The following is a 22,811-nucleotide window of genomic DNA, read 5'->3' as shown; positions in this document are numbered from 1 at the left end:
GTCGGCCTAGGTTGCCCGCATGTCCACCACCGCCCCCGACCCCCTGCCGGCGCCCGCGTCGACGGGTCGTGCCGGCTGGGTGACGGACGTGCTGGCGGGCTACGAGCGCCTGACCCTTCCGCTGCACCCGGACTTCGAGGGAGAGGTGGTCGCGACCCTGGTGCGGCGCGTGCGGCCCCACGCGCCCGCGGACGACGCCGGCATCGACCTGCTGTACGTCCACGGCTGGACGGACTACTTCTTCCAGACGCACGTCGCCGACTTCTGGGAGGGGATGGGCGTCCGCTTCCACGCGCTCGATCTGCGCAAGTACGGCCGCAGCCTGCGCCCGCACCAGACCCCGGGCTTCGTCACGCGGCTGCGCACCTACGACGAGGAGATCGAGGCGGCGCTGGCCGTGATCGGCCACGGCGCCGGCGTCGCCACCGACCGGCGCCTCGTGCTCCTGGGGCACTCGACCGGCGGGTTGGTCCTCAGCCTGTGGGCCCACCACCGACCCGGCCGCGCGGACGCCCTGATCCTCAACAGCCCGTGGCTGGAGTTCCAGACCCGCAAGGTCGGACGGCGTGTCCTCGAGCCCAGCGTGCGCGCGCACGCGGCGCTGGCGCCGCGCAGCCACCTCGTCAACGTCGACCTCGGCTACTACGTGCGCTCGGTGTCGTCCCGGTACGACGGCGAGTGGGACATCGACCCGGTGTGGCGCCCCGACGAGGGGTTCCGGGCCACGCCGGCGTGGCTGTCCGCGATCTTCACGGGCCACGAGCGGGTCGCACGCGGGCTGAGCATCGAGGTGCCGGTGCTGGTGCTGCTCTCGACCCGGTCGACGCCGCCGGTGCGCTGGAGCGAGGAGATGCTGCGCACCGACGCGGTCCTCGACGTCGAGGGGGTGGCCCGGCGCACGACCCAGCTGGGACGACTGGTGACGGTCGCGCGGATCGAGGGAGCCCTGCACGACGTGACGCTCTCGGCGCTGCCGGTGCGCGACGTCGTCGCCCGGGAGACGGAACGGTGGTTCCGCGCCTACGTCCCGCCGCGGCCGCCGGCACCTGCGGTCGAGGCGGAACCGGACCAGCAGGGCTGGCGGCGGTGGTTCGGGCGGCGGTTCGGGGCCTAGCGGGAGGACCGCTCGGCCAGTGCCGCGCGGACGTGCTCGAGGATGCCGTCCGCCGCGGCCTCGACCTCCGCCATCGTCGTCTCGAAGCCGCCCTGGTCGCCGTACCAGGGGTCCTCGACGTCGAGCACCGACTCGTCGCCACCCGGCGGGACCTGCGGCGCGGTCGGATCGAAGGACCTGTACATCCGGACATCGACTTCTGTACCGTCCGCCAGCCGGCGCAGCGACTGGGCGTGGCGAGCCGTCATGGCCAGCACGAGGTCCCGCTCACCGAGCTGGTCGGCCCGGACCTGGCGCGCCCGGTGGCCGTCACCGACGGGGTACCCGTGCGCGGCGAGCACACGGCGCGCCCGAGGATCGACGGGGTTGCCGTGCTCCTCGTCGCTGACCCCGGTGGAGTCGACCTCGACCTGGTCGGCCAGCCCCGCCGCCTCGAACCGGTCGCGGAGCACGACCTCGGCCATGGGGGAGCGGCAGATGTTGCCGGTGCAGACGGTCATGACGCGGAAGATCGGTGAGCTCACCGGACCATCGTGGCAGAGCCTGTGCGATGGCGTCCGAGCCCGGCGCATCCCGGGCGACGGGGCGGCCCGGCGCGTAGCGTGACGCCATGACGTGGTCCGCCGACGGTCTCATCGCCGTGACCGGCGCCTCCGGTCGCCTGGGCTCGCGGCTGGCACTGCGCCTCGCCGCCGAGGGTGCCCACCAGCGGCTCGTGGTGCGGGACGCCGCCCGCGCCCCCCGCCTCGACGACGGCCGGCCGCTGCCGGAGTGCGAGGTCGCCGTGGCGGACGGGTACGCCGACCACGCGGGGATGCGGGCCGCGTTCGAGGGCACCCGCACCGCTTTCCTGGTCAGTGCCCGCGAGTCAGCGGACCGGGTGACGGAGCACGTCGCGGCCATCGACGCGGCGGTCGCGGCCGGCGTCGAGCGGATCGTGTACGTCTCGTTCCAGGGTGCGGCACCGGACGCCGTCTTCACGTTCGCCCGGGACCACTTCCACACCGAGGAGCACCTGCGGCGCTCCGGGGTGCGGTGGACGGTGCTGCGGGACAGCCTCTACCACCAGGCGCTCGCCTCGTTCGTCGGGGCCGACGGCGTGATCCGCGGACCGGCGGGCACCGGGCGCGTCGCCTCCGTCTCCCACGACGACGTCGCCGACGTCGCGACCGCGGTGCTGCTGGACGAGGATCCCGCCCGCCACGACAACGTCGTCTACGACGTGACCGGTCCGGAGGCGCTCACCCTCGCCGAGGTCGCAGGACTGCTGACCCGGGTCGCGGGACGGAACATCCGCTACGAGCCGGAGTCGGTCCCCGAGGCCTACGCCTCCCGTGCCGGCTACGGCGCCTCTGCCGTCGAGCTGGCCGGGTGGGTGTCCTCGTACGAGGCGATCGCCGCGGGCCAGGTCGCCACCGTCTCCCACGACGTCGAACGCCTCGTCGGCAGGCCCGCCCGGTCGTTCGCGCAGTGGCTCGACGACTACCCGGCCGAGTGGGAGCACCTGCGCTCCGGCACCGACGCGGCACCGGAGCCGTAATTCCCTGGGCAGCCGGCGCTGACGGGCGTAGCGTCGGCACCGTCCACGAAAGGAGGTGATCCGAGAAGTGAAGACTTGTCGGACCTGTGAGGTGGCCGCGGTCTGAGGACCGCGACCACCGGGACCCGCGGGAGCCGCGCCGTCGTCCAGCGCGGCAGGAGATCACTCCGGCCCGCGGGTCTCCTCGCGCCCGGGCTCGGGACGCTGCGCGGCAGCCACGCGACGGCCCCGCGAGGTCGCGGTCAGCCGCTCAGCCGCGGTCGCAGTAGTTGCCGATGGCGTCGGCGGCGGCGAACTCCGCGACCGGGTCAGGGGTGTCCTGGCAGTTGGCGACACCCGTCTCGAGCGTCTTGAAGCTGGTGACGGCGACCTCCACCGAGTCGCTGCCGTCGGCGCAGGAGACCGTGGCGTCCTGGCTCGAGTGCCGGGCGTAGGCGTACAGCACGTACTTGCCCTGGTCACGACCGTCGAGCAGCTCGCCGACGTCGGCGAGCTTCGGCGCCGGGGTCACCCCGACCAGACCTCCGGTAACGGCGTCGGTCACCATCTTCTTCTGGTCGTCGCTCGACCCGGACGCCGGCTTCGCGCCGACCTTCTCACCCCGGTCCCACTCGTCCACCGTCGTCGCGGTCCCACCGGCACCGACCTTGGCGACCTTCGCCGCGGTGAACAGATCCTGCGTCTCGGGTTCCCCCTGCCAGGCGAGGGTCACGCCGCCCGGGCAGCTGCTCTCCACCGCGTCCGCGGCGCCGGCCGCCGTCTCGGTGGACTCCGCCGCAGCACCCGGCTCGTCGGCGCCCGCGCAACCCGCGAGGAGCAGCGTCGCCGCACCCACCGCTGCGATCGCTCGCACGAACCGTCGGACTGTCGCATCGTCGCGTTCCACAGGCTCGAAAGTAGCGGACGGCAAGCGCTTCCCGCCAGGGTGCTCCCTGATCAGCGGCAACGATCGTGCAACGATCCCGCGCCCGCGGAGCCGATGTCCCCCGAGGGACCTCCCGGGGCCCGGCCAGGGACGTTCCCCGGGACGTCCCCGATGACGCCCGCCCTCACCAGATGCCTGGATGGACCCATGAGTGTCCCGGCCCCCGCGCGCACCCGTGGCAGCACCCTCGGCATCGTCGCCCTGACCGTGTCGTCGGTCGTGGTCGTGGCACTCGCCGTCACGCCGTACCTGACCGGCACCCTCGACCAGCTGGCCGCCGACGACACCGGGCTGGCGCGCCACTACGCGGACCGCACCCCGGCCGTCCAGGTCGCCTTCTCCACCCACGTCGCCGCCGGCGGACTGGCGCTCCTGCTCAGCCCCTGGCAGCTCTGGCCCCGCCTGCGTCACCGGCACCCCGGACTGCACCGGCGCAGCGGCCGGGTGGTCGTCGGCGCGATCACGATCGCCGGTCTCGCCGGGCTGGTCCTCGCACCCGTCAACCAGGCCGGCCTGGTCGGGCTGCTCGGCTTCGGCCTGCTCGCCGTCCTGTGGCTCGTCACCACCTGGCAGGGTCTGCGAGCGATCCGCGCGCACGACGTCGCGCGGCACCGGGCATGGATGGTCCGCGCCTTCGCGCTCACGTTCGCCGGGGTGACCCTCCGCCTCTGGCTGGGGCTGCTCATCGGTGGGCAGGCACTCGTCGCCGGCGAGGCCCTCGACGCGCAGGTCGCGTTCGACCGCGCCTACGCCGTCGTGCCGTTCCTGTCCTGGGTGCCGAACCTCCTCGTGGCCGAGTGGATCGTGCGGCGCCGCGCCGGTGCGGTCGCCGTCACCCCCGCCGTCGGACCACCACGGGAAGCACCGCCCACAGCCCCAGCAGCATGACCGCCACCGCGCCCCCGACCACCAGGCCCTGGGCGCGGCCCAGCACCACGTCGAACACCAGCAGCGCGGTGGCGGACAACGCCACCGCGAGCAGGAGCAGGCCCGCCCGGGTGAGCCGGTCGCCGAGCGTGACGACCTCCGCCTTGAGGCTGCGGCGGAACAGGCCGCGGTGGATCGCCACCGGCGCGATGAACAGGCCGGACGTCACCAGGCAGACCAGCACGTCCACCAGGTACACGTCGCGCTGGAAGGTGTCCAGGTCCGCGAACCGGGACTGGAACGGCAGGATCAGCAGGAATCCGGTGAGGATCTGCACCCCCGTCTGCAGCACGCGCAGCTCCTGGAGCAGCTCGTTCCAGTTGCGGTCCGAGCGCTCCTCGGGCGTCTCCGTGCGGCCCGTCCGGCCGGACGACGGCCCGGTGTCCTCGGTCATCCGACCTCCTCGCACTCGCGACCCACGACGGCGGTCCCGGGTCCCGCCGCCCAGCATCGTGGACGGTGGTCCCGCCGGCAACGCCGACCGTGGTCCTGCCGGACGTCAGTCGGTGAAGGGCGCGTCGGGGTCGATCGTGGACCCGTTCGGCGGCGTCGACCCCGTGGCTGCCTGCGCACGGCGGACCAGCAGCATGAACGCGAGACCTGCGCCGATCCCGCAGGCGAGCACGATGCCGACGAACACCGCCGTCGGGATGACGTCCAGGACCAGCAGGACCACTCCGGCGATCAGCACGACACCCTCGACGAGGGCGATCTTGAGGAATCCGCGGGTCAGGTTCGGGGGAGCCGGGGAGGCTGCGTCGTCCATGCCCCGAGCCTAGAGGGCCGCGCCGGCCCGGTCAGCCTCCGGCGCCGTCGACCCGCGGTGCGGGCCGGGCGAACCGCTCCGCGAGCGCCTCGGCCCCCCGCGCGAGGAGGGCGACGTCGGCCCCCACCAGGACGAACGACGCCCCGGCGGCCAGGTACCCGTCAGCGACGGCCGGGTCGAACGCGTTGACCCCGACGGGCTTGCCCGCCCCCCGCACGGCGTCGAACGTGCGCCGCACCGCGGCCACGACGTCCGGGTGGCTCTGCTGCCCGATCAGGCCCATCGACGCGGACAGGTCCGACGGTCCCACGAACACGCCGTCCACGCCGTCGACGGCGGCGATCTCGGCGGCGGACCCCACGGCCGCGGCGTCCTCGATCTGCACGAACAGCGCCACGTGCCGGTCGCCGTCCGCCAGGTAGCCGTCGATCCGGTTCCAGCGTCCGGACCGGGCCAGCGCCGACCCGATGCCGCGTCGCCCGCCCGGGGGGTAGCGGACGGCGGCGACGGCGGCCCGCGCCTCCTCGACCGAGCTCACCATGGGCACCAGGACGTTCTGCGCGCCGAGGTCGAGCACCTGCTTGATCGTCACGGCGTCGTTGCTCGGCACGCGCACCACCGGGGTGACCGGGTAGGCCGCGACGGCCTGGAGCTGGGCCAGCACGGAGGCCAGGCCGTTGGGGGCGTGCTCCATGTCGATCAGCAACCAGTCGAGACCGGCGTCGGCGCAGATCTCGGCGACCAGCGGGCTGCCGCTGCACACCCACATCCCGGCCAGCGGGCGGTCGGCGGCAGCGAGGTCGTCACGCAGCGTGGGCCTCAGTCGAAGCGGCATGTCAGGGTTCCCATCGGTCCGTAGTCGCACAGCACGGTGTCACCGGGCGAGACCCACATCGGCCGGGTGAACGACCCGGCCAGGATGATCTCCCCGGCCTCGAGGCGGTCGCCGTGCTGGTGGAGCTTGTTCGCGAGCCAGGCCACGCCGGTCGCAGGGTGGTTGAGGACGCCGGCGGCGACGCCGGTCTCCTCGACGGTCTCGTTGCGGTAGAGCAGGGCGGAGACCCATCGCAGGTCCACCGCGTGGGGCGGCGTGGGGTTGCCGCCGATCACCATGGCGCCGTAGGCGGCGTTGTCGGCGATGGTGTCGACGATCGTGCGCCCCTCGAGCTCGATGTGGGAGTTCAGCACCTCGAGCGCCGGGGTGACGTACTCGGTGGCGCGCAGCACGTCGAACAGGGTGCAGTGCGGGCCCTCCAGCCGCTCACCGAGCACGAACGCGAGCTCGACCTCGATCCGCACGTTGGAGAACTCGGCGTGGGGGAGCACGGCGCCGGTGCCGACCACGGTGTCGTCGAACATGACGCCGTAGTCGGGCTCGGTGATGCCCGTGGCAGCCTGCATGGCCCGGGAGGTGAGGCCGATCTTGCGGCCGACGAGGCGGCGCCCCTCGGCCAGCATCCGGTCGCGCCACACGTTCTGGACGGCGTAGGAGTCCTCGACGGTGGCCTCCGGGTGCCGTGCGGTGATCCGCGGGACGACGGCGCGGTCGCGATGGGCGTCGGCGAGCTCGGCGGCGATGGCCTCGATGGTCTCGGGTGGAAGCATCGGTGCTCCTGGGTGTCGGTGGTCGGTCGTCAGGCGCGCGCGTCGCGCCACTGCTCGAACTGCTCGCGCCAGGCACCCGTGGGCGGGAACAGTCCCTCGATCGGGTGCCCGGCGGCGACCTGGTCGGCGACCCAGGCGTCCTCGTCCTCCTTGGCCAGCGCCGCGTCGGCGACCTCCTCGACGATCGCCGGCGGGATGACGAGCACGCCGTCGGCGTCGCCGACGAGGACGTCGCCCGGCTGGACCGTGGTGCCGCCGCAGGCCACCGTCACGTCGCCCTCCCACGGCACGTGCTTGCGGCCGAGCACGGCCGGGTGCGCGCCGGCGCAGTAGACGGGGATGCCGACCTCGGTGACGGCGACGACGTCGCGCACGCCCCCGTCGGTGACGATGCCGGCCGCACCACGGGCCTGGGCGCGCAGGGCCAGGATGTCCCCGAGCGTCCCGGAACCGGCCTCGCCGCGGGCCTCGATGACGATCACCTCGTCGGGCCCCACGGCGTCGAAGACCCGCTTCTGGGCGTTGTAGCCGCCCCCGTGGGCGCGGAAGAGGTCGGGGCGGTGGGGCACGAACCGCAGGGTGCGCGCGGTCCCGACCATCTTCCGGTCGGGGTGCAGCGCCGCGACGCCGTCGACGGTCGTGTCGTTCATCCCGCGGGCCCGCAGCTGGGCCGAGAGCGCCGCGACGGGGGCCCGGAGCAGCTTGTCGCGCAGCGCCGCGGTGAGCGCGGTCCCCGACGGCGGGCCCGACGTCGGCACGTCGGCGGACGGCGTCGCACCGGGCTCGCCGCGCGCGCCCCAGGCCTCGGCACGCTGGGTGGCGTCGACCGCGGGCACGGCCCCGAGGGCCGCGTCGAACGGCACCTCGCCCTGGGTGACGGTGGTGGCCAGCCGGCCCGTCGACGGCGCGCCGGGCGATCCCGGCGCGTCGACCTCGACCTCGACGACGTCGCCGGGCACGACGACGCTCGACCCGGTGGGGGTGCCGGTGAGCACGACGTCGCCCGGCTCGAGCGTGAGGTGCTGGGAGAGGTCCGCGACGATCTGCGCCAGCGGGAACAGCATCTGCGCCGAGGTGTCGTCCTGGACGAGCTCGCCGTTGACCCAGGTCCGCAGCCGGAGGCCGGCGGGGTCGATCGTGCGGGCGTCCAGGAGCCGCGGCCCCAACGGGGTGAAGCCGTCGGCGCCCTTGGAGCGCAGGTTGGACCCCTTGTCCGCGGTCCGCAGGTCGTAGAGCCCGAGGTCGTCGGCCGCGGTGACGTGGGCGACGTGCTCCCAGGCGTCCTCGAGGGAGACCCGCCGCGCCGGGGCGCCGATGACGAGGGCGATCTCGCCCTCGAACGCCAGCAGCTCGGTGCCCGCGGGCCGTTCGACGGTGCCGCCCGGCACGCCGACGGAGCTGGAGGGCTTGAGGAAGTACGTCGGGTGGTCCGGTCGCCGGCCGCGCTCGTCGGCCCGGGAGGTGTAGCTCAGGTGCACCGCGACGATCTTCCCGGGGCGCCGCGGCAGGACGCCCGTGGACGGGCCGGTGGTCGGGTCGGTCGCCATCTGCTCCTCGCTCCCGCCGAGGCGGTCGGTCCGCCGCCCTCGGCTCCTGGATCGTATACGATTCCGCGCGTCGTCACGCCGCGCGGGTGCGCCCGCAGGCCGCATCAGTGCAGGCCGAGATACTGCTCGAGCGTCTCGGGCGTCGCGGTGAGCAGGGGTTCACGGACCTCCTCGCCCGGGAACTCGCTGGCCTCGAAGAACCACCGGTTCGAGGCCGGCATGCCCCACTGCTGGGCGCGGCGCGGGTCGGACACGTCCCAGCGGATCGGCTCGGACTCCAGGTCGATGAACTGGTAGTGCGTGGTGAACAGCTCGATGCGGTGCTGGTCGGGGTCCCGGATGTACAGGAAGAGCGCGTTCGACAGCCCGTGGCGGCCCGGCCCGCGGTCGATCTCCTGCCCGAACCCGCGCGACCCGGTCACGTCCGCCGCGTGGATCAGCGCCGTGGCGTCCGGCACGGTGTAGGCGAAGTGGTGCAGGCGCGGGCCGCGGCCGTTGGTGAAGACCAGGTCGTGGGTGTTGCCCTTGACCTCCAGCCAGGTGCCCCACAGCTCGTCGGTGCCGTCCTTGGCGGTGTACTCCGCCATCCGCATGCCGAGCGAGGCCCAGAAGTCCGTCGCGCCCTGGACGTCGTAGGTCACGACCTGGAAGTGGTCCAGGCGCTGCGGCGCACCCGCTCGGAAGTCGTGGAAGTCGGCCATCTTGCGCCGCACGGTCTCCATCGAGGAGGTGATCTCCATCAGCGTGCCCACGGGGTCGCGGAACTGCAGCGTCGGGCCCTGGTGGTCCTTCTCGACCCGCCGGTGCTCGATCCCGGCGGCCCTGAAGTGGTTCTCCGCGGCCACGACGTCGGCGTCGGTGCGCACCCGCAGCCCGACGCGGTGGGCCTTGGCCTCGGCGCGGCGCTCCAGCACCAGGGAGTGGTGGGCGTCCTCCTCCAGGCCCCGCAGGTAGACGGTGTCGTCCGTCTCGGAGGTCACCACCAGCCCGATGACGTCGCGGTAGAAGTCGCGGCTGGCCTCGAGGTCGGTGACGCCGAGCGCGACGTGGCTGGCACGGGTGATGGTGAACGGTGGCGTGAAGCTGGTCTGCGGAAGCATCGTCGGCTCCTGGGGTTCGTACGGGCGGCCGGGGCCTGGTCTCTGCGCAGCAGCGTGACACCCGGCCGAGGTCCTGGGAACTACCGATCTCCTCGCGCAGCTATACACCGCACGTATACCGTGAGGCCAGGACCGAGGAGGAATGTATGGAGCTGCGTCACCTGCGCTACTTCGTCGCCGTCGTCGAGGCCGGCTCGCTCACGGCGGCCGCCGAGGTGCTGCACCTGTCCCAACCCCCGCTGAGCGTCGCCGTCTCCCGGCTCGAGGCCGAGCTCGGCGTCCGCCTCCTGATCCGCACGCCGCGGGGCGTGGAACCGACCAGCGCCGGGCGGTTCCTGCTCGACGCCGCGTCACGGGTCCTCGGGGAGATCGACGACATCGTCTCCGCCCTGGGCCGCTACGCCGAGGGCGTGGCCGGCTCCCTGACCCTGGCCGCGGTCCCCGTGCTCATGTGGCACCGGCTCCCCGTCCTCCTGCGCGCGCACGCCGCGGCCGCGCCCGACGTCGAGGTCCGCCTGGCCGACCCGCCCCCCTGGGAGGCCATGGAGATGCTGCGGCAGCGCCGGGTCGACGTCGCGGCGATCGTGGTGACCGACCACGAACGGTTCGTGGCCCGGCACCGGGGCACGTTCGACATCGTGGACTGGGGGCCGGTGCCCCTGGTCGGGGTCCTGCCACCCGGGACCGAGGCACCCGACCCGCTGCCGCTGACGACGTTCGACGGCGCCGACCTGCTGCTGCCGCGGCGTACGGCAGCCGTCCCGAGCCTGCCCGAGGCCGTCGACGAGACCCTGCGCCGCCATGCCGTCACACCCCGCTCGGTGCGCGCCGTCGAGACCATCCAGTCGGGGCTCCCCCTCATCGAGGCCGGGGTGGCCCGGGCGATCCTGCCCGACCCGGACGGCGCGAGCCTGCAGCGCTTCGACGTGACGGTCCGTAGGCTGGAGCCCGAGCCGCGACCGATGCGTGCCCTGCTGCTGTCCCGCCCGGAGGCGTACCGCGACCCCCGGGTCGCGCGGCTGCTCGAGCACATCGAGGCCGGACCGAGAAATCCTGTGTGATCTCCGATATGATCGACCCGGCGAACGATGAGGTCGACCGCCGCGACGACGCGGCAGCCCTCACGTCGCAGCGAGACGAGAAGGAGTCCGACGCGTGGCAGCCAGCAAGGCCGACCAGTGCTACGAGATCCTGCGCCAGGGAATCATGGAGGGCACCTTCGCCCCGGGTCACCGCCTGGTGATCGACAAGCTGGTCCGTGAGTACGGCATCAGCTCGGTGCCGTGGCGCGAGTCGCTGCGACGCCTCGAGGCCGAGGGCTGGGTCGACATCGTCCGCAACGCCGGCGCCGTCGTGAAGACCTTCGACACCGACTCCTGGGAGCAGACCATGCAGCTGCTCGCCCGGCTCGAGGGCTACGCCACCGCGCTGTCCGCGCGCCGCCTGAACAGGGACGACCTGGATCGTGCCCGCGCCCTGAACCGCGAGATGGGCCGGGCGCTGGAGGGCTTCGACCCCACCCGCTTCGGCCTCCTCAACCGCGAGTTCCACCAGCTGCTCTGCTCACGCTGCGAGGACGTCCGGCTGTCCACCCTGGTCGCCGACGAGTGGACCCGCCTGGAGCTCATCCGTCGGTCCGCCTTCTGGTACGCCCCCGGTCGTGCGCTCGCCTCCCTCGCCGAGCACGACGGGCTCATCGATCTCATCGAGGGCGGGGCGGACCCCGAGGTGATCGAGACCGCGGCGCGACGTCACGAGCTGAACACGGTGATGGCGATCCACGAGCACGAGCGCCAGCTCGCGCAGGAGGACGCCGCGGCCGGGAGCCGCTGAGCGCCGCGGCCGTGGTCGGCCCCGGCGGGGCCGACCACGGCGCTGCACTACCGGCGCCGACGAGTGTGCTGCAGCGTGAAGACGTCCAGGTCGTCGCCCACGGTCACCCGACCGTCATAACCCTGCTGTGCCCATCGCCTCCACTGCCGCGCGTCGAGGTCACCCTCCGCGGCCAGGTCGCCCAGGTGGCTCAGGACAAGGTGCTCCGCCTCGGCGCGCTGCGCGACGCCACCCACCTGCTGCACCTCGACGTGCCCGTCGACGAGGTGGGCGCGCACCGACTCCGGCCCGTCCCAGCCCTCGACGTTGATCGCCTCGTGGACGAGCACGTCGGAGCCACGGGCCATGCGCTCCAGGTTGGCGCTGTACGACGTGTCCCCCGAGAACGTGACAGATCCGTGGTCCGTGTCGAACCGGTACGCGAAACAGGGGTAGGCCGCACCGTGAGGAACGAGCACCGCGCTCACCCGCACCCGATCGTCCTCGTGCACCACCACGGCGTCCATGGGCGGCGCCACCTCCTCGAAGCTCGCCCCGACCGGCGGTTCGATCTCCCGGACGTCCGCGAGGGAGCGCGTCTCACGGATGCCGGAGTTCCGCATGAAGTAGTTGGTGTGATAGGCGTACGCATCCATGACGCTGTCCGTCAGGGCCAGCAACCCCGGCGTCGGATCCTCCGGGCTCGTCGTGGGAGACGTCCCACCCCCGTGCGTCGGTGGCAGGCCTCCGGCCGGCCCGGGCCCGTACACCGGCGTGCTGTCCGGCAGGGTGTCGCCCTGTACGGCGCGCATGTGCCCGCCGAGGAGGAACAGGTTGGCGTAGTCCGCCACGTGGTCGGCGTGCAGGTGGGTCACGAAGACGCCGGCCAGATCGGCGAAGCCCAACCCGGACCTGAAGTACTGCGTCGTGGCGCTCCGCCCGACGTCGACCAGATAGACCGCACCGTCCACGACGAGCGCGCTGCAGATCCCGGCGCGGTCGGCGTCCAACGGCGGACCACCCTTCGTCCCGAGAAGGACGAGCGATGCCCCCCGCTCGGGAATCCCGGGGCGGCGACCCTGGCCGTGCCGCTCACCGGCCGAGGCTGCCGGCGCGCCGAGGGTGGCGGCCGCCGCCGCTCCGGCGAGCCCGCCGAGCAGCACCCGGCGCGACAACCCCTCCCTCGTCCTGCTCCCGCTCCCCGGCGCCCCCGTCCTGTCGGCGGCAGCACCGTCGCAGCACACCTCGTTCATCGGATGACCTCCTCGGCATCTCGGAAATTCGTCGTCGGACCCGCTCCCCGAGCCGGGGGCGGGCGGACTCACCCGGCGTCGAACCGGGCCAGGTAGGCGCGCCCGTAGTCGTTGCCGTTCGGCAGGCGCAGGGTGGTGTGCACGTGGAAGCGGGCCGGGAGCTGGTTGCTCAGCCACACCCCGGCGTGGTGGTCCATCTCGGCGAGCACGACGGGGCTCTGGACACGCAGGTAGAACGGCTGGGTACCGTCGGTGGCGCCGTACCAGGAGAGCCAGGTCTCCTCGCGGTACGTGTCGACGTCGGCCATCGTCAGCGCCCGCTGCTCCGGCGCCAGGAGCAGGTGGAAGTCCTCGACGATCCCGCGGAGCAGGCTCCACTGACGGTCCGTGAGCCCGGTGGCGCAGAGGCCTTCGGTGGGCACCACCCGGTTGTCCCGGAAGGCCCCGGCGACGTGGCGCTCGTCGGCCGGGTGCAGCCGGCCCTCCGGCATCGCCGGGTCCAGGACCGAGGCGTACACGACCGCCTGCTCCCGCTGTCCAGCGGTCAGCGACGTCGCGAGCTCGACGGCGGTCCGCTCGCGCGCGTCGAACAGCGGTGCGCGCTCCTCGGACAGCGCCGGTTCGGCACCGAGGAAGACGGGCGCGACGACGTGCCGTCCGGCCACGGACACGAAGCTCACCGCGACGTGGTGGCCGAAGAGCTGCCAGCCCCACGCGCCCTCGGTCGTGGGGTCCCCGAACAGGGAGAACCAGTAGCTGCGGTCGTTCATGAGGTCGGGCAGGCCGACGAGGTCGCCCAGGTAGGCGTTCAGCGCCATCGCCTCCGTCACCCGGTCGTACCCCTCCGCGCTGAGGGAGGCCCGCACCACCGCCAGGACGGCGGCCACCACCGGTGGGGTCAGCTCCTCCAGACGCAGCCCCACCTCGTGGATGACGAACTCCGGGTTGCTCCACGCCCGCCACTCGCGGGCGTCCACCGGATGGGTGAGGCGCCGGCGCTGCCCGGGGTCGAGCTGGTCGAGCAGCGCCCGGGCCGCGGCGGCCGGGGCCGGGTCGAGGACTGCAGGAGGCCGCAGCCGGTGGACGTCCCGGACCGTGCCGTCGGTGGTCACGCCGACGAACGGCTGGTCGTACAGCTCTCGCCAGTCGCGGAGCAGCTCCTGGACGAAGTCGGGCGACCGCTTGCGCCGGGAGAACTCGGCGTAGTCCAGGCCGCGCCACTGCGCGAGCACCGGGTCGTCGGTGTCGTAGAGGTACTCACGGAAGCTGTCCGCGGTGAGCGTGACGTCCTCCTCCCGGGCGGTCACCCGCGCCGCGGAGAAGAAGTCGTCGAGCCGGTCGTCGGCGCCCTGGGTCATGGTCGTCCTCTCAGGCGGCCCGGGCCGCCGCCCGACGGGCGACACGCACCGCACGGCGCTCGTCCCGACCGGCGGGGTGGGCGGCCGGGCACGCGGCCAGCAGCTTCCGGGTGTACTCGTGCCGTGGGGCGTCGAAGATCTCCGACGTCGTCCCCTGCTCCACCAGCTCACCCTTCTTGAGCACCCCCACGCGGTGCGAGACGTGGCGCACCACGCCCAGGTCGTGCGTGATGAACAGGTAGCTCACCCCGCTCGCCTCCTGCAGGTCGCGCAGCAGGTTGATGATCTGGCTCTGCGTGGACAGGTCCAGCGCGCTGACGGCCTCGTCGCAGACGACGAGGCGTGGCTCCAGCACCAGCGCGCGGGCGATCGCGACGCGCTGCAGCTGGCCGCCGGACATCTGGGTGGGGAACCGGGACATGTGCTCCGCGGTCAGTCCCACCCGTTCGAACCAGAGGGCCGCCCGGTCACGGGCCTCGCGGCCTCGCACGCCGTGCCGGGCGAGCGTCTCGACGACGGCGCGGCCCACGCGGTGACGCGGGTTCAGCGACGCCGCCGGGTCCTGGTACACGGCCTGCACGGCACGCCGATAGCTCAGCGGAGTCCTGCGGGGCATCGAGGCGAGGTCCTCGCCGTCGAACCTGACGCTGCCGCCGGAGACGTCCGCCAGGCGCAGGATCGCGCGTCCCGTGGTGCTCTTGCCGGAACCCGACTCGCCGACGAGCCCGTAGGTCTCGCCCGGGTCGATGGTGAAGCTCACGCCCCGGACGACCGTGAGCGTCCGCCGGCGCCACGAGGCCGCACCGGCGACGTCGTAGTCGACCCGCAGGTCCCGGACGTCGAGCAGAGGTCGGCTGGTGCTCATGGATGCCTCACTTCCCGGCCTGCGCACCGACGGCGAGGCCGTCCGTGACGGTCGGCAGCCGGTCGATGTCGTGGTCGGCCGTGGGGTGCGCCGCGAGGAGCGCCGCCGTGTACGGGTGGGTCGGGTGGTCGAACAGGGCGGAGACCTCGGAGACCTCGATGAGCTCGCCCCGGTACATCACCGCCACCCGGTCGCACGTCTCGGCGGCGACGCCGAGGTCGTGCGTGATGTTGATGATCGACATGTCCAGCCGCTCACGCAGGTCCAGGACCAGGTCGAGCACCTGGCTCTGCGTCGTCACGTCCAGCGCGGAGGTGGCCTCGTCCAGGATCAGCAGGTCCGGGTCACCGGCCAGCGCGATCGCGATGGCGACCCGCTGGGCCATGCCGCCGGAGAACTGGTACGGGTACTGGTCCAGCCGCCGCTCGACGTCGTCGACGCCCACCAGGTCGAGCAGCTCCGCCGCTCGGGCACGGGCCGCGGACCGGGACAGGTCGTGGTGGGCACGGACGACGTCGATCAGCTGCCGTCCCACGGTGTGCACCGGGGAGAGGTTCCCCTGCGGGTTCTGGAAGACGACACCGAAACCGCTCCCGCGGATCTCCCGCAGCTGCTTCTCGGTGCAGCCCGTCAGGGTCCTGCCCGCGAGCGTGATCGTGCCGCCGGCGACCCGCACGCCCGGCGGCAGCAGGCCGAGGATCGACTTGACCAGCATCGACTTGCCGGACCCGGACTCGCCCAGCACGCCGAGGACCTCGCCCGTGCGGACCGTCAGGGAGACGTCGTGCACCAGCGGGACGGTCTCGCCGTCGGGGCCGTCCGCCACGATGCTGACCCCTCGGACGTCCAGGAGGACGCCGTCGGGCGCGGCGTCCGCGGGGGCGGCCGCGACCGAGGCGAGCGTCGGGTCCTGCTCGCCCCGCGGCGGCACGGCGCGGCCGAGCAGGCGCGTGCGCCGCCGGATGCGGCGCCGCCCCGACAGGGCGTCGTTGATGCCGTCGCCGAGCAGGTTGAAGGCGAGGACGGTCAGCACGATCGCCACACCGGGGGCGACCGCCATGTACGGGTGGTCGGCCTGGTGCTCGGCGGCCACGCCGAGCATCCCGCCCCACGACGGCTGGTCGTCACCGAGGCCGAGACCCAGGAAGGACAGTGCGGCCTCGACCTTGATCGCCGAACCGAGGAACACGGCGCCCTGCACCGCGAGCGGGCCGGCGAGGTTCGGCAGCACGTGACCGAAGACGATCTGGCGGTTGCGCAGTCCGGCGACCCGCGCGGACTCCACGTAGAGCTTCTTGCGCTCGGTGAGCGTGATGGCCCGGGTCATGCGGGCGAAGTTCATGCAGAAGATCAGCCCGATCGCCAGGATCAGGACACCCAGACCCTGCCCCAGGATCGCGATGACCACGAACCCCACCATGAGTCCGGGCAGGGCGTCGGCCAGGTCGAGGCCGCGCGAGCCGAGCCGGTCGTACCAGCCGCCCTTGTAGCCCAGCAGCAGACCGAGCGGGACGCCGATGACCATGGCCAGCAGCACGGACCCGACCGAGACGAGCAACGCGGTACGCGCCCCGAAGACGAGCTGGCTGAGCAGGTCCCGGCCCAGGTCGTCCGTGCCGAGCGGGTGCTCCGCCGTCGGGCCGGTCAGGGGCGCCTGGAAGTCGGTGGCGTCCGGGGCGTACGGGGCGATCAGCGGTGCGAAGACCGCGCAGATCACGACGCCGAGGACCACGACGAGGCCGAACAGCGTCGCGGGCTGGTGGCGCAGGCGTCGCCAGGCCTGCGCCGGGCCCCCGGCCTGACGGGACGGTGCGGAGTCGGCGGCCGGACGGCCGACGGTGACGGCGGTGCTCACTGGGGCCTCGCTTGGGGGTTGATCAGCCCGTAGCCGATGTCGAGCACCAGGTTCACGGCGATGACCAGCACCGCCGTGACCAGCACGATGCCCTGGACCACGGGGAAGTCCTGGCTGATGACGCTGGTCAGCATGAGGCTGCCCAGCCCGGGCAGGGCGAACACCTTCTCCACCACGAAGCTGACGCCGATGAGGATCGCGAAGGTGACACCCGTCGAGGCGAGCACCGGCACGAGCGCGTTCTTGAGCCCGTACCGCGCCACCTGCTGGCGGCGCGGGACACCGGCCGCCGTCAGGGTGTCGGTGAACGGGGAGGCCATCGACGTGACCATCGCCGCACGGGTCTGGCGGGCGATCATCGCCCCGCCGGTGAGCCCGAGGGCGATCGACGGCAGCAGGAGCCCCCGCAGCCACTCGAGCGGGTTCTCCGTCAGCGGGGTCCACGCGACGATGGGGATCCAGCCCAGCTGGACCGCGAAGACCGTCGTCAGGATGAGGCCGAGCCAGAACTCCGGGACGGCCAGCCCGAGGACGGTGCCGCCGGTGACGACGCGGTCGGCCGCCGTCCCGGGGCGGGTACCGGTGAAGACGCCGGCACCCACCCCGAGGACGAACGCGACGAGCATGCCGCCGACGACGACGGAGAGCGTCGCCGGGACCCGCTGCGCCAGCAGGTCGGAGACCGGCGTGCCCATGCGGAACGACATCCCCAGGTCACCGGTGAACAGTCCCCCGAACCACTCGAGGAACCGCTCGACCGGTGGCCGGTCGAGCCCGAGCTGGGCCTCGACCTGGGCGATGGCCTCCGGCGTGGCCGCCGTCCCCAGCATCGCCGCTGCCGGACTCCCCGGGACGAGGTACGTCAGGGAGAAGACCAGCACGGAGATGATGATCAGCTGCGGGACGGCGAAGGCCAGGCGGTAGGCGATGAGCTTCCCCATGGGGCAACTCTCCTTCGATGGTGCGGGTCAGGAACCGGCGGGGCGCAGGTCGCGGTAGTTGACGAGGTTCGTCTCCCACGGCTGGCTCGGCGCGGCCACGCCGGTCACGGTGTCGGTGTTCCAGGCGATGAGCTCCTCACCGGCCACGTGGGCGCAGGTGAGGGCCTCCTCCGAGATGATCCTGGTGACCTCGGCCCACAGGTCGTCCGCCTCGTCGGAGCTGCCCGCGGCGATGGCGGCGTCGGCGGCAGCCTTGAGCTCGTCGCTCTCCACGCCGGCCGGGTTGCCCGGCGCGTCCGCGGCGAACCACGACTTGTACCAGTCGTACGGCGTCAGCTCGTCGTTGCCGCCCACCCCCAGCGGGTAGCGTCCGCTGTTCCACTCGGAGAAGTACTGGGGCGGCGGGGCGCTCTGCACCGTGATGTCCATGCCGATCTCCCCGAGCTGCTCGGCGTAGACCTGGATCTGGCGCTCGTTGAACACGGTGGCCATGATGTCGCCCTCGACCGGCGGGTTCCCTGCGCCGTCGTAGAGCTCCTGGGCCTTCTCCAGGTCGAACGAGTAGCCCTCGATCTGGGGGTTGTAGCCCTGCTCGCTCTGGGCGAAGTGCTGCGTGCGGACCGCCCAGTCGGGCTCGAGCATCGCCAGCGTGTCGGTGTCGAGCGCGTAGCACGCCGCCTGTCGCACCTCGACGTCCTCGAACATCCCGCCCGGACCCCGGTCGAAGAAGATGGGGTTGTTGCGGATCGCCGGGTAGCCGAGGTGCTCCACGTTGCCCGCGGAGTCCAGGGTGGAGAACTGGTTCGTCTCGGTGTCGGTGATGTCGATCTCGCCGCTGGCGACGGCCGCCGACGCGGCGGTGTCCTCCCCGATGGCGACGATCTGCACCGACTCGAACCCGACCGGGTCGCCCCAGTAGTCGGGGTAGGCCTTGAACACCATGCGGGTGCCCGGGACGGAACCCGCCTCGTCGTAGGCCCACGGACCGGTTCCCACGGGCACCTGGGCGATGCTGCCGTCCTCGATGGCGGCCGGGCTAGCCATCGGCGCAGCCCGGGTGCTCAGGGTGGTGAGCAGCGAGGGGGTCGGCTCGGAGAGGTTGAGCCGCACCGTCAGGTCGTCGACGACGTCGATCGACTCGACCACCTGGAACGGTCCGGCGTAGGGCCCGGGGGTGTTCTTGATGGTCTCGAGGTTGACCTTGACCGCCTCGGCGTCGAACGGTGTGCCGTCGTGGAAGGTGACGCCCTCGGTGAGGGTGAGGGTCAGGGCTTCGTCCGTCTGCTCCCAGTCGGCGGCGAGCATCGGCTGGACCTCGCCGTCGACCAGGGTGGTCAGGTTCTCGTAGGGGACGCGCATGTTGCCCGCCTCCATCTCGGCACCCGGTGCCCAGTTCTCGGGGAGCCCGCCCCAGTTGACCGTGAGGACGGACCCGGCCACGGGCCCGTCACCGGCGGCGGCCGCCGATGCGGTCGTCCCGGTCGAGGAGTCCTCGGGCTCGTCGCCGCTGCCGGAGCAGGCGCTGACCGCGAGGGTCAGCATCATCACCGAGGCGATGCTCTGTGCGATACGTGTCTTCTTCGTCATGGTGGGCGCCTCCTTGCGCCGTGATGCTTCGAAGGGTCGGATCGGTGCGGGGGTCAGATCGGCAGGCCGAACAGACGCTTGGCGTTGCCGGACAGGATGAGCTCACGCTCTGCGTCGGAGATCTCGAGCTCGTTCTGGACGAACTCGACGCCCTGGCCCATCCAGCTGTAGAAGACGGGGAAGGACGACCCGAAGAGGTGGTGGTCGGCGCCGCCGATCTTGATCGCGGCCTCGACCTGGTGCTTGCCCCAGGAGTGGGGGTGGGTCATGTCGAAGAAGATGTTGTGGTCCAGGTAGCTCTGGATCTTCTCCCCACCGGTGGGGTCGAGGCGCGTGAGCGCCTCCTTCTTGTTGGACGCGTGCGGGGTGAGGAGCTCGGCGTTGGCGAACCAGTTGCCGCCGAACATCGTGTGGATGAACCGCAGCCCCGGCATCCTGTCGAACATCCCGCTGAACAGCTCACGGCCGACGGCGGTGGCCTGGTCGACGATGCGGCCGTACTCGCGGCGCAGGTTGGTGTAGTCGACCACGGAGCGCCACTCGACGGGCAGCGGCGTGTGGTGCGCGATGACCGGGATGTCGAGCTTCTCGATGACCTTGAGGTACGGCTCGAAGACCGGGTCGTCCAGGTAGAGCTGTCCGTAGTGGCACGCGAGCTGGACGCCGACGGCGCCGAGGTCGCCGACGCAGCGCTCGAGCTCGTAGATGTTCTCCTTGCCGCCCCACGGGGGGACGCACGCGGTGGAGAACAGCCGGCCCTCGGAGCGGTCGACGATCTCGGCGGCGTTGTCGTTGACCGCTCGGCAGGTCTCGAGGTCCAGCCACTCCTGCCAGACGGGCACCCGCATGACGCCGTAGTCGACCCCGGCGTCGTCCATCGCGGCGAGCTTCGCCTCGACGGAGTAGTCGCCCTCGACGTAGTTGAGGTTCTGGTGGCCGGCCGGCTTCTCGAGGATGAGGTGCTTCTTGCCGCTGTCCATCGTCTCGACCCGGGCGATCTCCCCGAAGCCGCGCGGTGCGCTGTCGAGGAACCCGTTGAGGATCTTCTCGTTGGTGAACAGGTCCTCGGGCAGGTGGTGGATGTTGATGTCGACGACGGTCATGTCGCTTCGCTGCTCCCGTCTTGCTGGCGTTCCCCCTGGCACGACGACGTGCCGCCCGCGACGTCGCGGGGCCGAGCGGGGAGCATGCTCTCCGTCCGGTGGATCGTGTCCGAAATCATATGCAGATCGCCTCGATGCAAGCAAGCCTGCTGGACAGGACGAGAGGCTGAATGTTGCCCGAAGGGTCAGTGAACGGCTCGCTAGCAACGTTTCTTGAGGCTCGCACCGGTGTCCGCCAGCCCAGGAGCACTTGAGATCGTGTAGGAAAATCCTATACGATCGCCGTCACGCTCGATGCCGAGCGGGTTCCGACGAGGGAAGGTGGCACATGGACGAGGTGGTCCGGCGGGACGTCGAGCACGCCCACGGCGACACCCGGATGATCAGTGCCCTGGCGGCCCCGCGCCGCACGTCGGCGGGCCCGGCGGTGCTGCTCCTGCACGACGCCTTCGGCCTGAGCGACGACATGCTGCGCATCGCGCACGACCTCGCCCGGCTCGGGTTCCCCGTGCTCGCCGCGGACGTGTGGGGGGATCGGACCCTGCCGACCACCCAGGAGGAGATCGGACCCCTCATCGGGTCGATGGTCTCGAACCGCTCCCGGTGGACCGCGCGGCTGGACGCCGCACTCGCTGCGGCGGCCGATCAGCCGGAGGTCGACCCGGAGCAGGTCGTCGCCCTCGGGTACTGCTTCGGCGGGTCCTCCGCGCTCGAGCTCCTGCGCACGGGGGGCCGGCTCCGCGGAGCCGTGAGCATCCACGGAGGGCTGGACCTGCTCGAGCCCGACGCCGACTGGTCCGCGGCCGACCCGGAGGCCCACGTCCTGGTCTGCACCGGCGCCGACGACCCGATGGCCACCGCCGAGCACCGGGCGGCGCTCGAGTCAGGCCTGCGTCGGGCCGGCGTCGACTGGGAGATCGACCTGTACAGCGACACCCGGCACGCCTTCACCAGCCCGCACGCCAAGAACTCACCGACCCCCGACGCCGTCGCCTACCACCCCCGCAGCGCCGCACGTTCCTGGGCGGCCACCACCCGCTTCCTGACCGAGCTCTTCCCGACCGTGCGCCCGGTCGAGCACTGACCGCGCACCGGCACCACCCGCGTCGCGACCGCCGTCGACCGCGACGACCCGACAGAACGAGGACACCATGGACATCGCCATCATCGGCGCCGGCCCCGCCGGCCTCGCGACCGCGCTGCGCCTTCACCAGCAGGGCTTCAACCCGCGCATCTACGAGACCGTCGAGGAGCTCCAGCCCCTGGGCGTCGGGATCGACGTCAAGGTGTACGGCACCAAGGAGCTCATCGAGCTCGGCGTGTACGAGGACTTCAGGGACATCTCCGTCGACGCCCGGACGTCCATCTTCTACAACCACCACGGTCAGGAGATCTACGCCGAGCTGTGCGGCGTCCACATGGGCTACGTCCACGAGCAGCGGTTCGTGCACCGCGGCTACCTCCAGATGCTGCTGCTCGACAAGGTCGTGGAGCGCCTCGGGGCCGACGCCGTCGTGCAGGGCGCCCGCTTCGTGCGGTACGAGCAGGACGACGCGGGCGTCGACGTGCACCTGCGCCACACGGACGGCCGCGAGGAGGTGGTGCGCGCCGACGTGCTGATCGCCGCCGACGGCATCAAGTCCGTGGCCCGTCGGCAGATGCACCCCACGCAGGCCGAACCCCACTACTCGGGTATCACGATGTACCGCGGAACCACCCTGATGGAGCCGTACCGCGACGGGCACACCATCCTGCACATCGGCACGCCCCAGATCGCGACCATGATCGTCTACCCGATCGCCGACGACTTCGAGGGCACCGGCAAGACGCTCGTGAACTGGGTGGTCGAGCGCGAGCGGGACCAGACGGTCGAGGACTGGAACCAGACCGGCTCGGTGGACGAGATCCTGCCCCTGTTCGACACGGTGAAGCTGCCGTTCCTCGACGTCCAGGAGATGCTCCGCAACAACCGCGAGGTCTACCTCTTCCCGCTGATCCGCCACGATCCCCTGGACTCGTGGACCGACGGGCGCGTCGTCCTGATCGGCGACGCCGCGCACGCCATGTACCCGCGCGGCGGCAACGGCGCCTGCCAGGCGATCGTCGACGGCGGCGTCGTGGCCCGCAAGCTCGCCGAGTTCGACGACGTCCCCAGCGCCCTCAAGGCGTTCGAGGCCGAGCGGATCGACCAGGTCAACGGCATGGTGATGGCGCACCGCGGCGAGGGCTACGAGGTCATCCGCCGGATGGTCGGCGACCGGACGGACTGCCTGCCGTTCGACGACGTCGAGGACGTCCTGCCCCTGACGGAGGCCGACGAGATCTTCAGCCGGTACCACGCCATGGTCGGTCAGCCCCGCCCCGGGTTCGCCGCCGGCGAGCCCACGGGCTTCCGCACCTGGGAGGTCACCGAGGAGACCGTCGAGGCCGTGCAGGAGGCAGCCGGACGCCGCAGGGCGTCCGCCGGACCGCAGGCCGGCGTCGCGGCGTCGCACTGACGCGGCTGCGGGAGG

22 protein-coding genes are annotated in these 22,811 nt (G+C 72.3%); 7 read left to right on the top strand and 15 right to left on the bottom strand.

What is annotated here, in order from left to right; genetic code table 11:
• Nucleotides 1-19: 19 nt before the first annotated feature.
• Nucleotides 20-1,114: an alpha/beta hydrolase gene (locus ACIQLL_RS04910; protein ID WP_402463927.1), complete on the top strand. Its 1,095-nt coding sequence runs from the start codon at nt 20-22 to the stop codon at nt 1,112-1,114.
• Here ACIQLL_RS04910 and ACIQLL_RS04905 read toward each other — a convergent pair.
• Entirely contained in the window at nt 1,111-1,614 is a 504-nt protein-coding gene (locus ACIQLL_RS04905; RefSeq protein ID WP_402464624.1) for a low molecular weight protein-tyrosine-phosphatase, read from the bottom strand. The two genes, ACIQLL_RS04910 and ACIQLL_RS04905, sit on opposite strands and share 4 nt — an antisense overlap.
• 110 nt (nt 1,615-1,724) lie before the next feature.
• On the opposite strand from ACIQLL_RS04905, the gene ACIQLL_RS04900 reads away from it, so the two are divergent.
• Nucleotides 1,725-2,654 carry an SDR family oxidoreductase gene (locus ACIQLL_RS04900; RefSeq protein ID WP_402463925.1) on the top strand — a complete coding sequence of 310 codons (930 nt, stop codon included), beginning with the start codon at nt 1,725-1,727 and terminating at the stop codon, nt 2,652-2,654.
• 250 nt (nt 2,655-2,904) lie between these two features.
• Here the strand turns inward: ACIQLL_RS04900 and ACIQLL_RS04895 are convergent, their stop codons facing one another.
• Nucleotides 2,905-3,507, bottom strand: a complete 603-nt coding sequence (locus ACIQLL_RS04895) for a hypothetical protein (protein ID WP_402463923.1) — start codon at nt 3,505-3,507, stop codon at nt 2,905-2,907.
• A 219-nt stretch (nt 3,508-3,726) separates the two neighbouring features.
• Here ACIQLL_RS04895 and ACIQLL_RS04890 point away from each other — a divergent pair, with 219 nt between their 5' ends.
• Complete coding sequence (locus ACIQLL_RS04890; protein WP_402463921.1) at nt 3,727-4,467, top strand: DUF2306 domain-containing protein; 741 nt, start codon at nt 3,727-3,729, stop codon at nt 4,465-4,467.
• Here ACIQLL_RS04890 and ACIQLL_RS04885 read toward each other — a convergent pair.
• From ACIQLL_RS04885 to hpaD, 6 genes are all read right to left on the bottom strand, one after another.
• Entirely contained in the window at nt 4,412-4,900 is a 489-nt protein-coding gene (locus tag ACIQLL_RS04885) for a DUF6328 family protein (RefSeq protein ID WP_402463919.1), read from the bottom strand. The genes ACIQLL_RS04890 and ACIQLL_RS04885 overlap by 56 nt on opposite strands.
• A 105-nt stretch (nt 4,901-5,005) precedes the next feature.
• A complete protein-coding gene (locus ACIQLL_RS04880) occupies nt 5,006-5,272 on the bottom strand; it encodes a hypothetical protein (RefSeq protein ID WP_402463917.1) in 267 nt (88 codons plus the stop codon).
• Between the two features lie 31 nt (nt 5,273-5,303).
• Nucleotides 5,304-6,107, bottom strand: coding sequence for an HpcH/HpaI aldolase family protein (locus ACIQLL_RS04875; RefSeq protein WP_402463915.1), 804 nt, complete (start codon nt 6,105-6,107; stop codon nt 5,304-5,306).
• Nucleotides 6,092-6,877: a fumarylacetoacetate hydrolase family protein gene (locus tag ACIQLL_RS04870; protein ID WP_402463913.1), complete on the bottom strand. Its 786-nt coding sequence runs from the start codon at nt 6,875-6,877 to the stop codon at nt 6,092-6,094. Before ACIQLL_RS04870 ends, ACIQLL_RS04875 begins: the two co-directional genes overlap by 16 nt.
• Nucleotides 6,878-6,906: 29 nt before the next feature.
• Nucleotides 6,907-8,424 (bottom strand): fumarylacetoacetate hydrolase family protein, encoded by a 1,518-nt coding sequence (locus tag ACIQLL_RS04865; RefSeq protein WP_402463911.1) that lies wholly within the window; start codon nt 8,422-8,424, stop codon nt 6,907-6,909.
• 104 nt (nt 8,425-8,528) lie between these two features.
• Nucleotides 8,529-9,524 (bottom strand): 3,4-dihydroxyphenylacetate 2,3-dioxygenase, encoded by a 996-nt coding sequence (gene hpaD / locus ACIQLL_RS04860; protein WP_402463909.1) that lies wholly within the window; start codon nt 9,522-9,524, stop codon nt 8,529-8,531.
• Between the two features lie 146 nt (nt 9,525-9,670).
• On the opposite strand from hpaD, the gene ACIQLL_RS04855 reads away from it, so the two are divergent.
• Both ACIQLL_RS04855 and ACIQLL_RS04850 read left to right on the top strand, forming a co-directional pair.
• A complete protein-coding gene (locus ACIQLL_RS04855) occupies nt 9,671-10,585 on the top strand; it encodes a LysR family transcriptional regulator (protein ID WP_402463907.1) in 915 nt (304 codons plus the stop codon).
• A 94-nt stretch (nt 10,586-10,679) separates the two neighbouring features.
• Complete coding sequence (locus tag ACIQLL_RS04850) at nt 10,680-11,357, top strand: GntR family transcriptional regulator (protein WP_402463905.1); 678 nt, start codon at nt 10,680-10,682, stop codon at nt 11,355-11,357.
• Nucleotides 11,358-11,404: 47 nt separating this feature from the next.
• Here the strand turns inward: ACIQLL_RS04850 and ACIQLL_RS04845 are convergent, their stop codons facing one another.
• The 7 genes from ACIQLL_RS04845 to ACIQLL_RS04815 all read right to left on the bottom strand — a co-directional run bounded on the left by ACIQLL_RS04845 (nt 11,405) and on the right by ACIQLL_RS04815 (nt 20,298).
• Complete coding sequence (locus ACIQLL_RS04845) at nt 11,405-12,511, bottom strand: MBL fold metallo-hydrolase (RefSeq protein WP_402463903.1); 1,107 nt, start codon at nt 12,509-12,511, stop codon at nt 11,405-11,407.
• Between the two features lie 146 nt (nt 12,512-12,657).
• Nucleotides 12,658-13,947, bottom strand: a complete 1,290-nt coding sequence (locus ACIQLL_RS04840; RefSeq protein ID WP_402463901.1) for a DUF3500 domain-containing protein — start codon at nt 13,945-13,947, stop codon at nt 12,658-12,660.
• Between the two features lie 10 nt (nt 13,948-13,957).
• A complete protein-coding gene (locus ACIQLL_RS04835) occupies nt 13,958-14,812 on the bottom strand; it encodes an ATP-binding cassette domain-containing protein (protein ID WP_402463899.1) in 855 nt (284 codons plus the stop codon).
• Nucleotides 14,813-14,819: 7 nt separating this feature from the next.
• A complete protein-coding gene (locus ACIQLL_RS04830; RefSeq protein WP_402463898.1) occupies nt 14,820-16,667 on the bottom strand; it encodes a dipeptide/oligopeptide/nickel ABC transporter permease/ATP-binding protein in 1,848 nt (615 codons plus the stop codon).
• Entirely contained in the window at nt 16,664-17,608 is a 945-nt protein-coding gene (locus tag ACIQLL_RS04825) for an ABC transporter permease (protein WP_402463896.1), read from the bottom strand. The genes ACIQLL_RS04830 and ACIQLL_RS04825 overlap by 4 nt, the downstream gene beginning before the upstream one ends.
• A 27-nt stretch (nt 17,609-17,635) precedes the next feature.
• Nucleotides 17,636-19,195, bottom strand: a complete 1,560-nt coding sequence (locus ACIQLL_RS04820; protein ID WP_402463894.1) for an ABC transporter substrate-binding protein — start codon at nt 19,193-19,195, stop codon at nt 17,636-17,638.
• 53 nt (nt 19,196-19,248) lie between these two features.
• A complete protein-coding gene (locus ACIQLL_RS04815) occupies nt 19,249-20,298 on the bottom strand; it encodes an amidohydrolase family protein (protein WP_402463893.1) in 1,050 nt (349 codons plus the stop codon).
• Between the two features lie 328 nt (nt 20,299-20,626).
• Between ACIQLL_RS04815 and ACIQLL_RS04810 the strand changes: the two genes are divergently transcribed.
• Together ACIQLL_RS04810 and ACIQLL_RS04805 are read left to right on the top strand one after the other, a co-directional pair.
• Nucleotides 20,627-21,382, top strand: a complete 756-nt coding sequence (locus tag ACIQLL_RS04810) for a dienelactone hydrolase family protein (protein ID WP_402463891.1) — start codon at nt 20,627-20,629, stop codon at nt 21,380-21,382.
• Between the two features lie 67 nt (nt 21,383-21,449).
• Nucleotides 21,450-22,796 (top strand): FAD-dependent monooxygenase, encoded by a 1,347-nt coding sequence (locus ACIQLL_RS04805; protein WP_402463889.1) that lies wholly within the window; start codon nt 21,450-21,452, stop codon nt 22,794-22,796.
• The last annotated feature ends 15 nt before the right edge of the window (nt 22,797-22,811 follow it).

It is taken from the genome of Isoptericola aurantiacus (assembly GCF_044769875.1).
Classification (GTDB): domain Bacteria; phylum Actinomycetota; class Actinomycetes; order Actinomycetales; family Cellulomonadaceae; genus Isoptericola; species Isoptericola aurantiacus.
Note: the sequence above shows the minus strand (reverse complement) of the source record. Positions and strands in the feature narration are given on the sequence as shown.

Excerpts from the sequence above, each read along its gene's own strand:
- ACIQLL_RS04910 (WP_402463927.1), top strand. The coding sequence starts at position 20 with ATGTCCACCACCGCCCCCGACCCCCTGCCGGCGCCCGCGTCGACGGGT.
- ACIQLL_RS04905 (WP_402464624.1), bottom strand. The coding sequence starts at position 1,614 with ATGACCGTCTGCACCGGCAACATCTGCCGCTCCCCCATGGCCGAGGTC.
- ACIQLL_RS04900 (WP_402463925.1), top strand. The coding sequence starts at position 1,725 with ATGACGTGGTCCGCCGACGGTCTCATCGCCGTGACCGGCGCCTCCGGT.
- ACIQLL_RS04890 (WP_402463921.1), top strand. The coding sequence starts at position 3,727 with ATGAGTGTCCCGGCCCCCGCGCGCACCCGTGGCAGCACCCTCGGCATC.
- ACIQLL_RS04885 (WP_402463919.1), bottom strand. The coding sequence starts at position 4,900 with ATGACCGAGGACACCGGGCCGTCGTCCGGCCGGACGGGCCGCACGGAG.
- ACIQLL_RS04880 (WP_402463917.1), bottom strand. The coding sequence starts at position 5,272 with ATGGACGACGCAGCCTCCCCGGCTCCCCCGAACCTGACCCGCGGATTC.
- ACIQLL_RS04875 (WP_402463915.1), bottom strand. The coding sequence starts at position 6,107 with ATGCCGCTTCGACTGAGGCCCACGCTGCGTGACGACCTCGCTGCCGCC.
- ACIQLL_RS04870 (WP_402463913.1), bottom strand. The coding sequence starts at position 6,877 with ATGCTTCCACCCGAGACCATCGAGGCCATCGCCGCCGAGCTCGCCGAC.
- ACIQLL_RS04865 (WP_402463911.1), bottom strand. The coding sequence starts at position 8,424 with ATGGCGACCGACCCGACCACCGGCCCGTCCACGGGCGTCCTGCCGCGG.
- hpaD (WP_402463909.1), bottom strand. The coding sequence starts at position 9,524 with ATGCTTCCGCAGACCAGCTTCACGCCACCGTTCACCATCACCCGTGCC.
- ACIQLL_RS04855 (WP_402463907.1), top strand. The coding sequence starts at position 9,671 with ATGGAGCTGCGTCACCTGCGCTACTTCGTCGCCGTCGTCGAGGCCGGC.
- ACIQLL_RS04840 (WP_402463901.1), bottom strand. The coding sequence starts at position 13,947 with ATGACCCAGGGCGCCGACGACCGGCTCGACGACTTCTTCTCCGCGGCG.
- ACIQLL_RS04835 (WP_402463899.1), bottom strand. The coding sequence starts at position 14,812 with ATGAGCACCAGCCGACCTCTGCTCGACGTCCGGGACCTGCGGGTCGAC.
- ACIQLL_RS04825 (WP_402463896.1), bottom strand. The coding sequence starts at position 17,608 with ATGGGGAAGCTCATCGCCTACCGCCTGGCCTTCGCCGTCCCGCAGCTG.
- ACIQLL_RS04820 (WP_402463894.1), bottom strand. The coding sequence starts at position 19,195 with ATGACGAAGAAGACACGTATCGCACAGAGCATCGCCTCGGTGATGATG.
- ACIQLL_RS04815 (WP_402463893.1), bottom strand. The coding sequence starts at position 20,298 with ATGACCGTCGTCGACATCAACATCCACCACCTGCCCGAGGACCTGTTC.
- ACIQLL_RS04810 (WP_402463891.1), top strand. The coding sequence starts at position 20,627 with ATGGACGAGGTGGTCCGGCGGGACGTCGAGCACGCCCACGGCGACACC.
- ACIQLL_RS04805 (WP_402463889.1), top strand. The coding sequence starts at position 21,450 with ATGGACATCGCCATCATCGGCGCCGGCCCCGCCGGCCTCGCGACCGCG.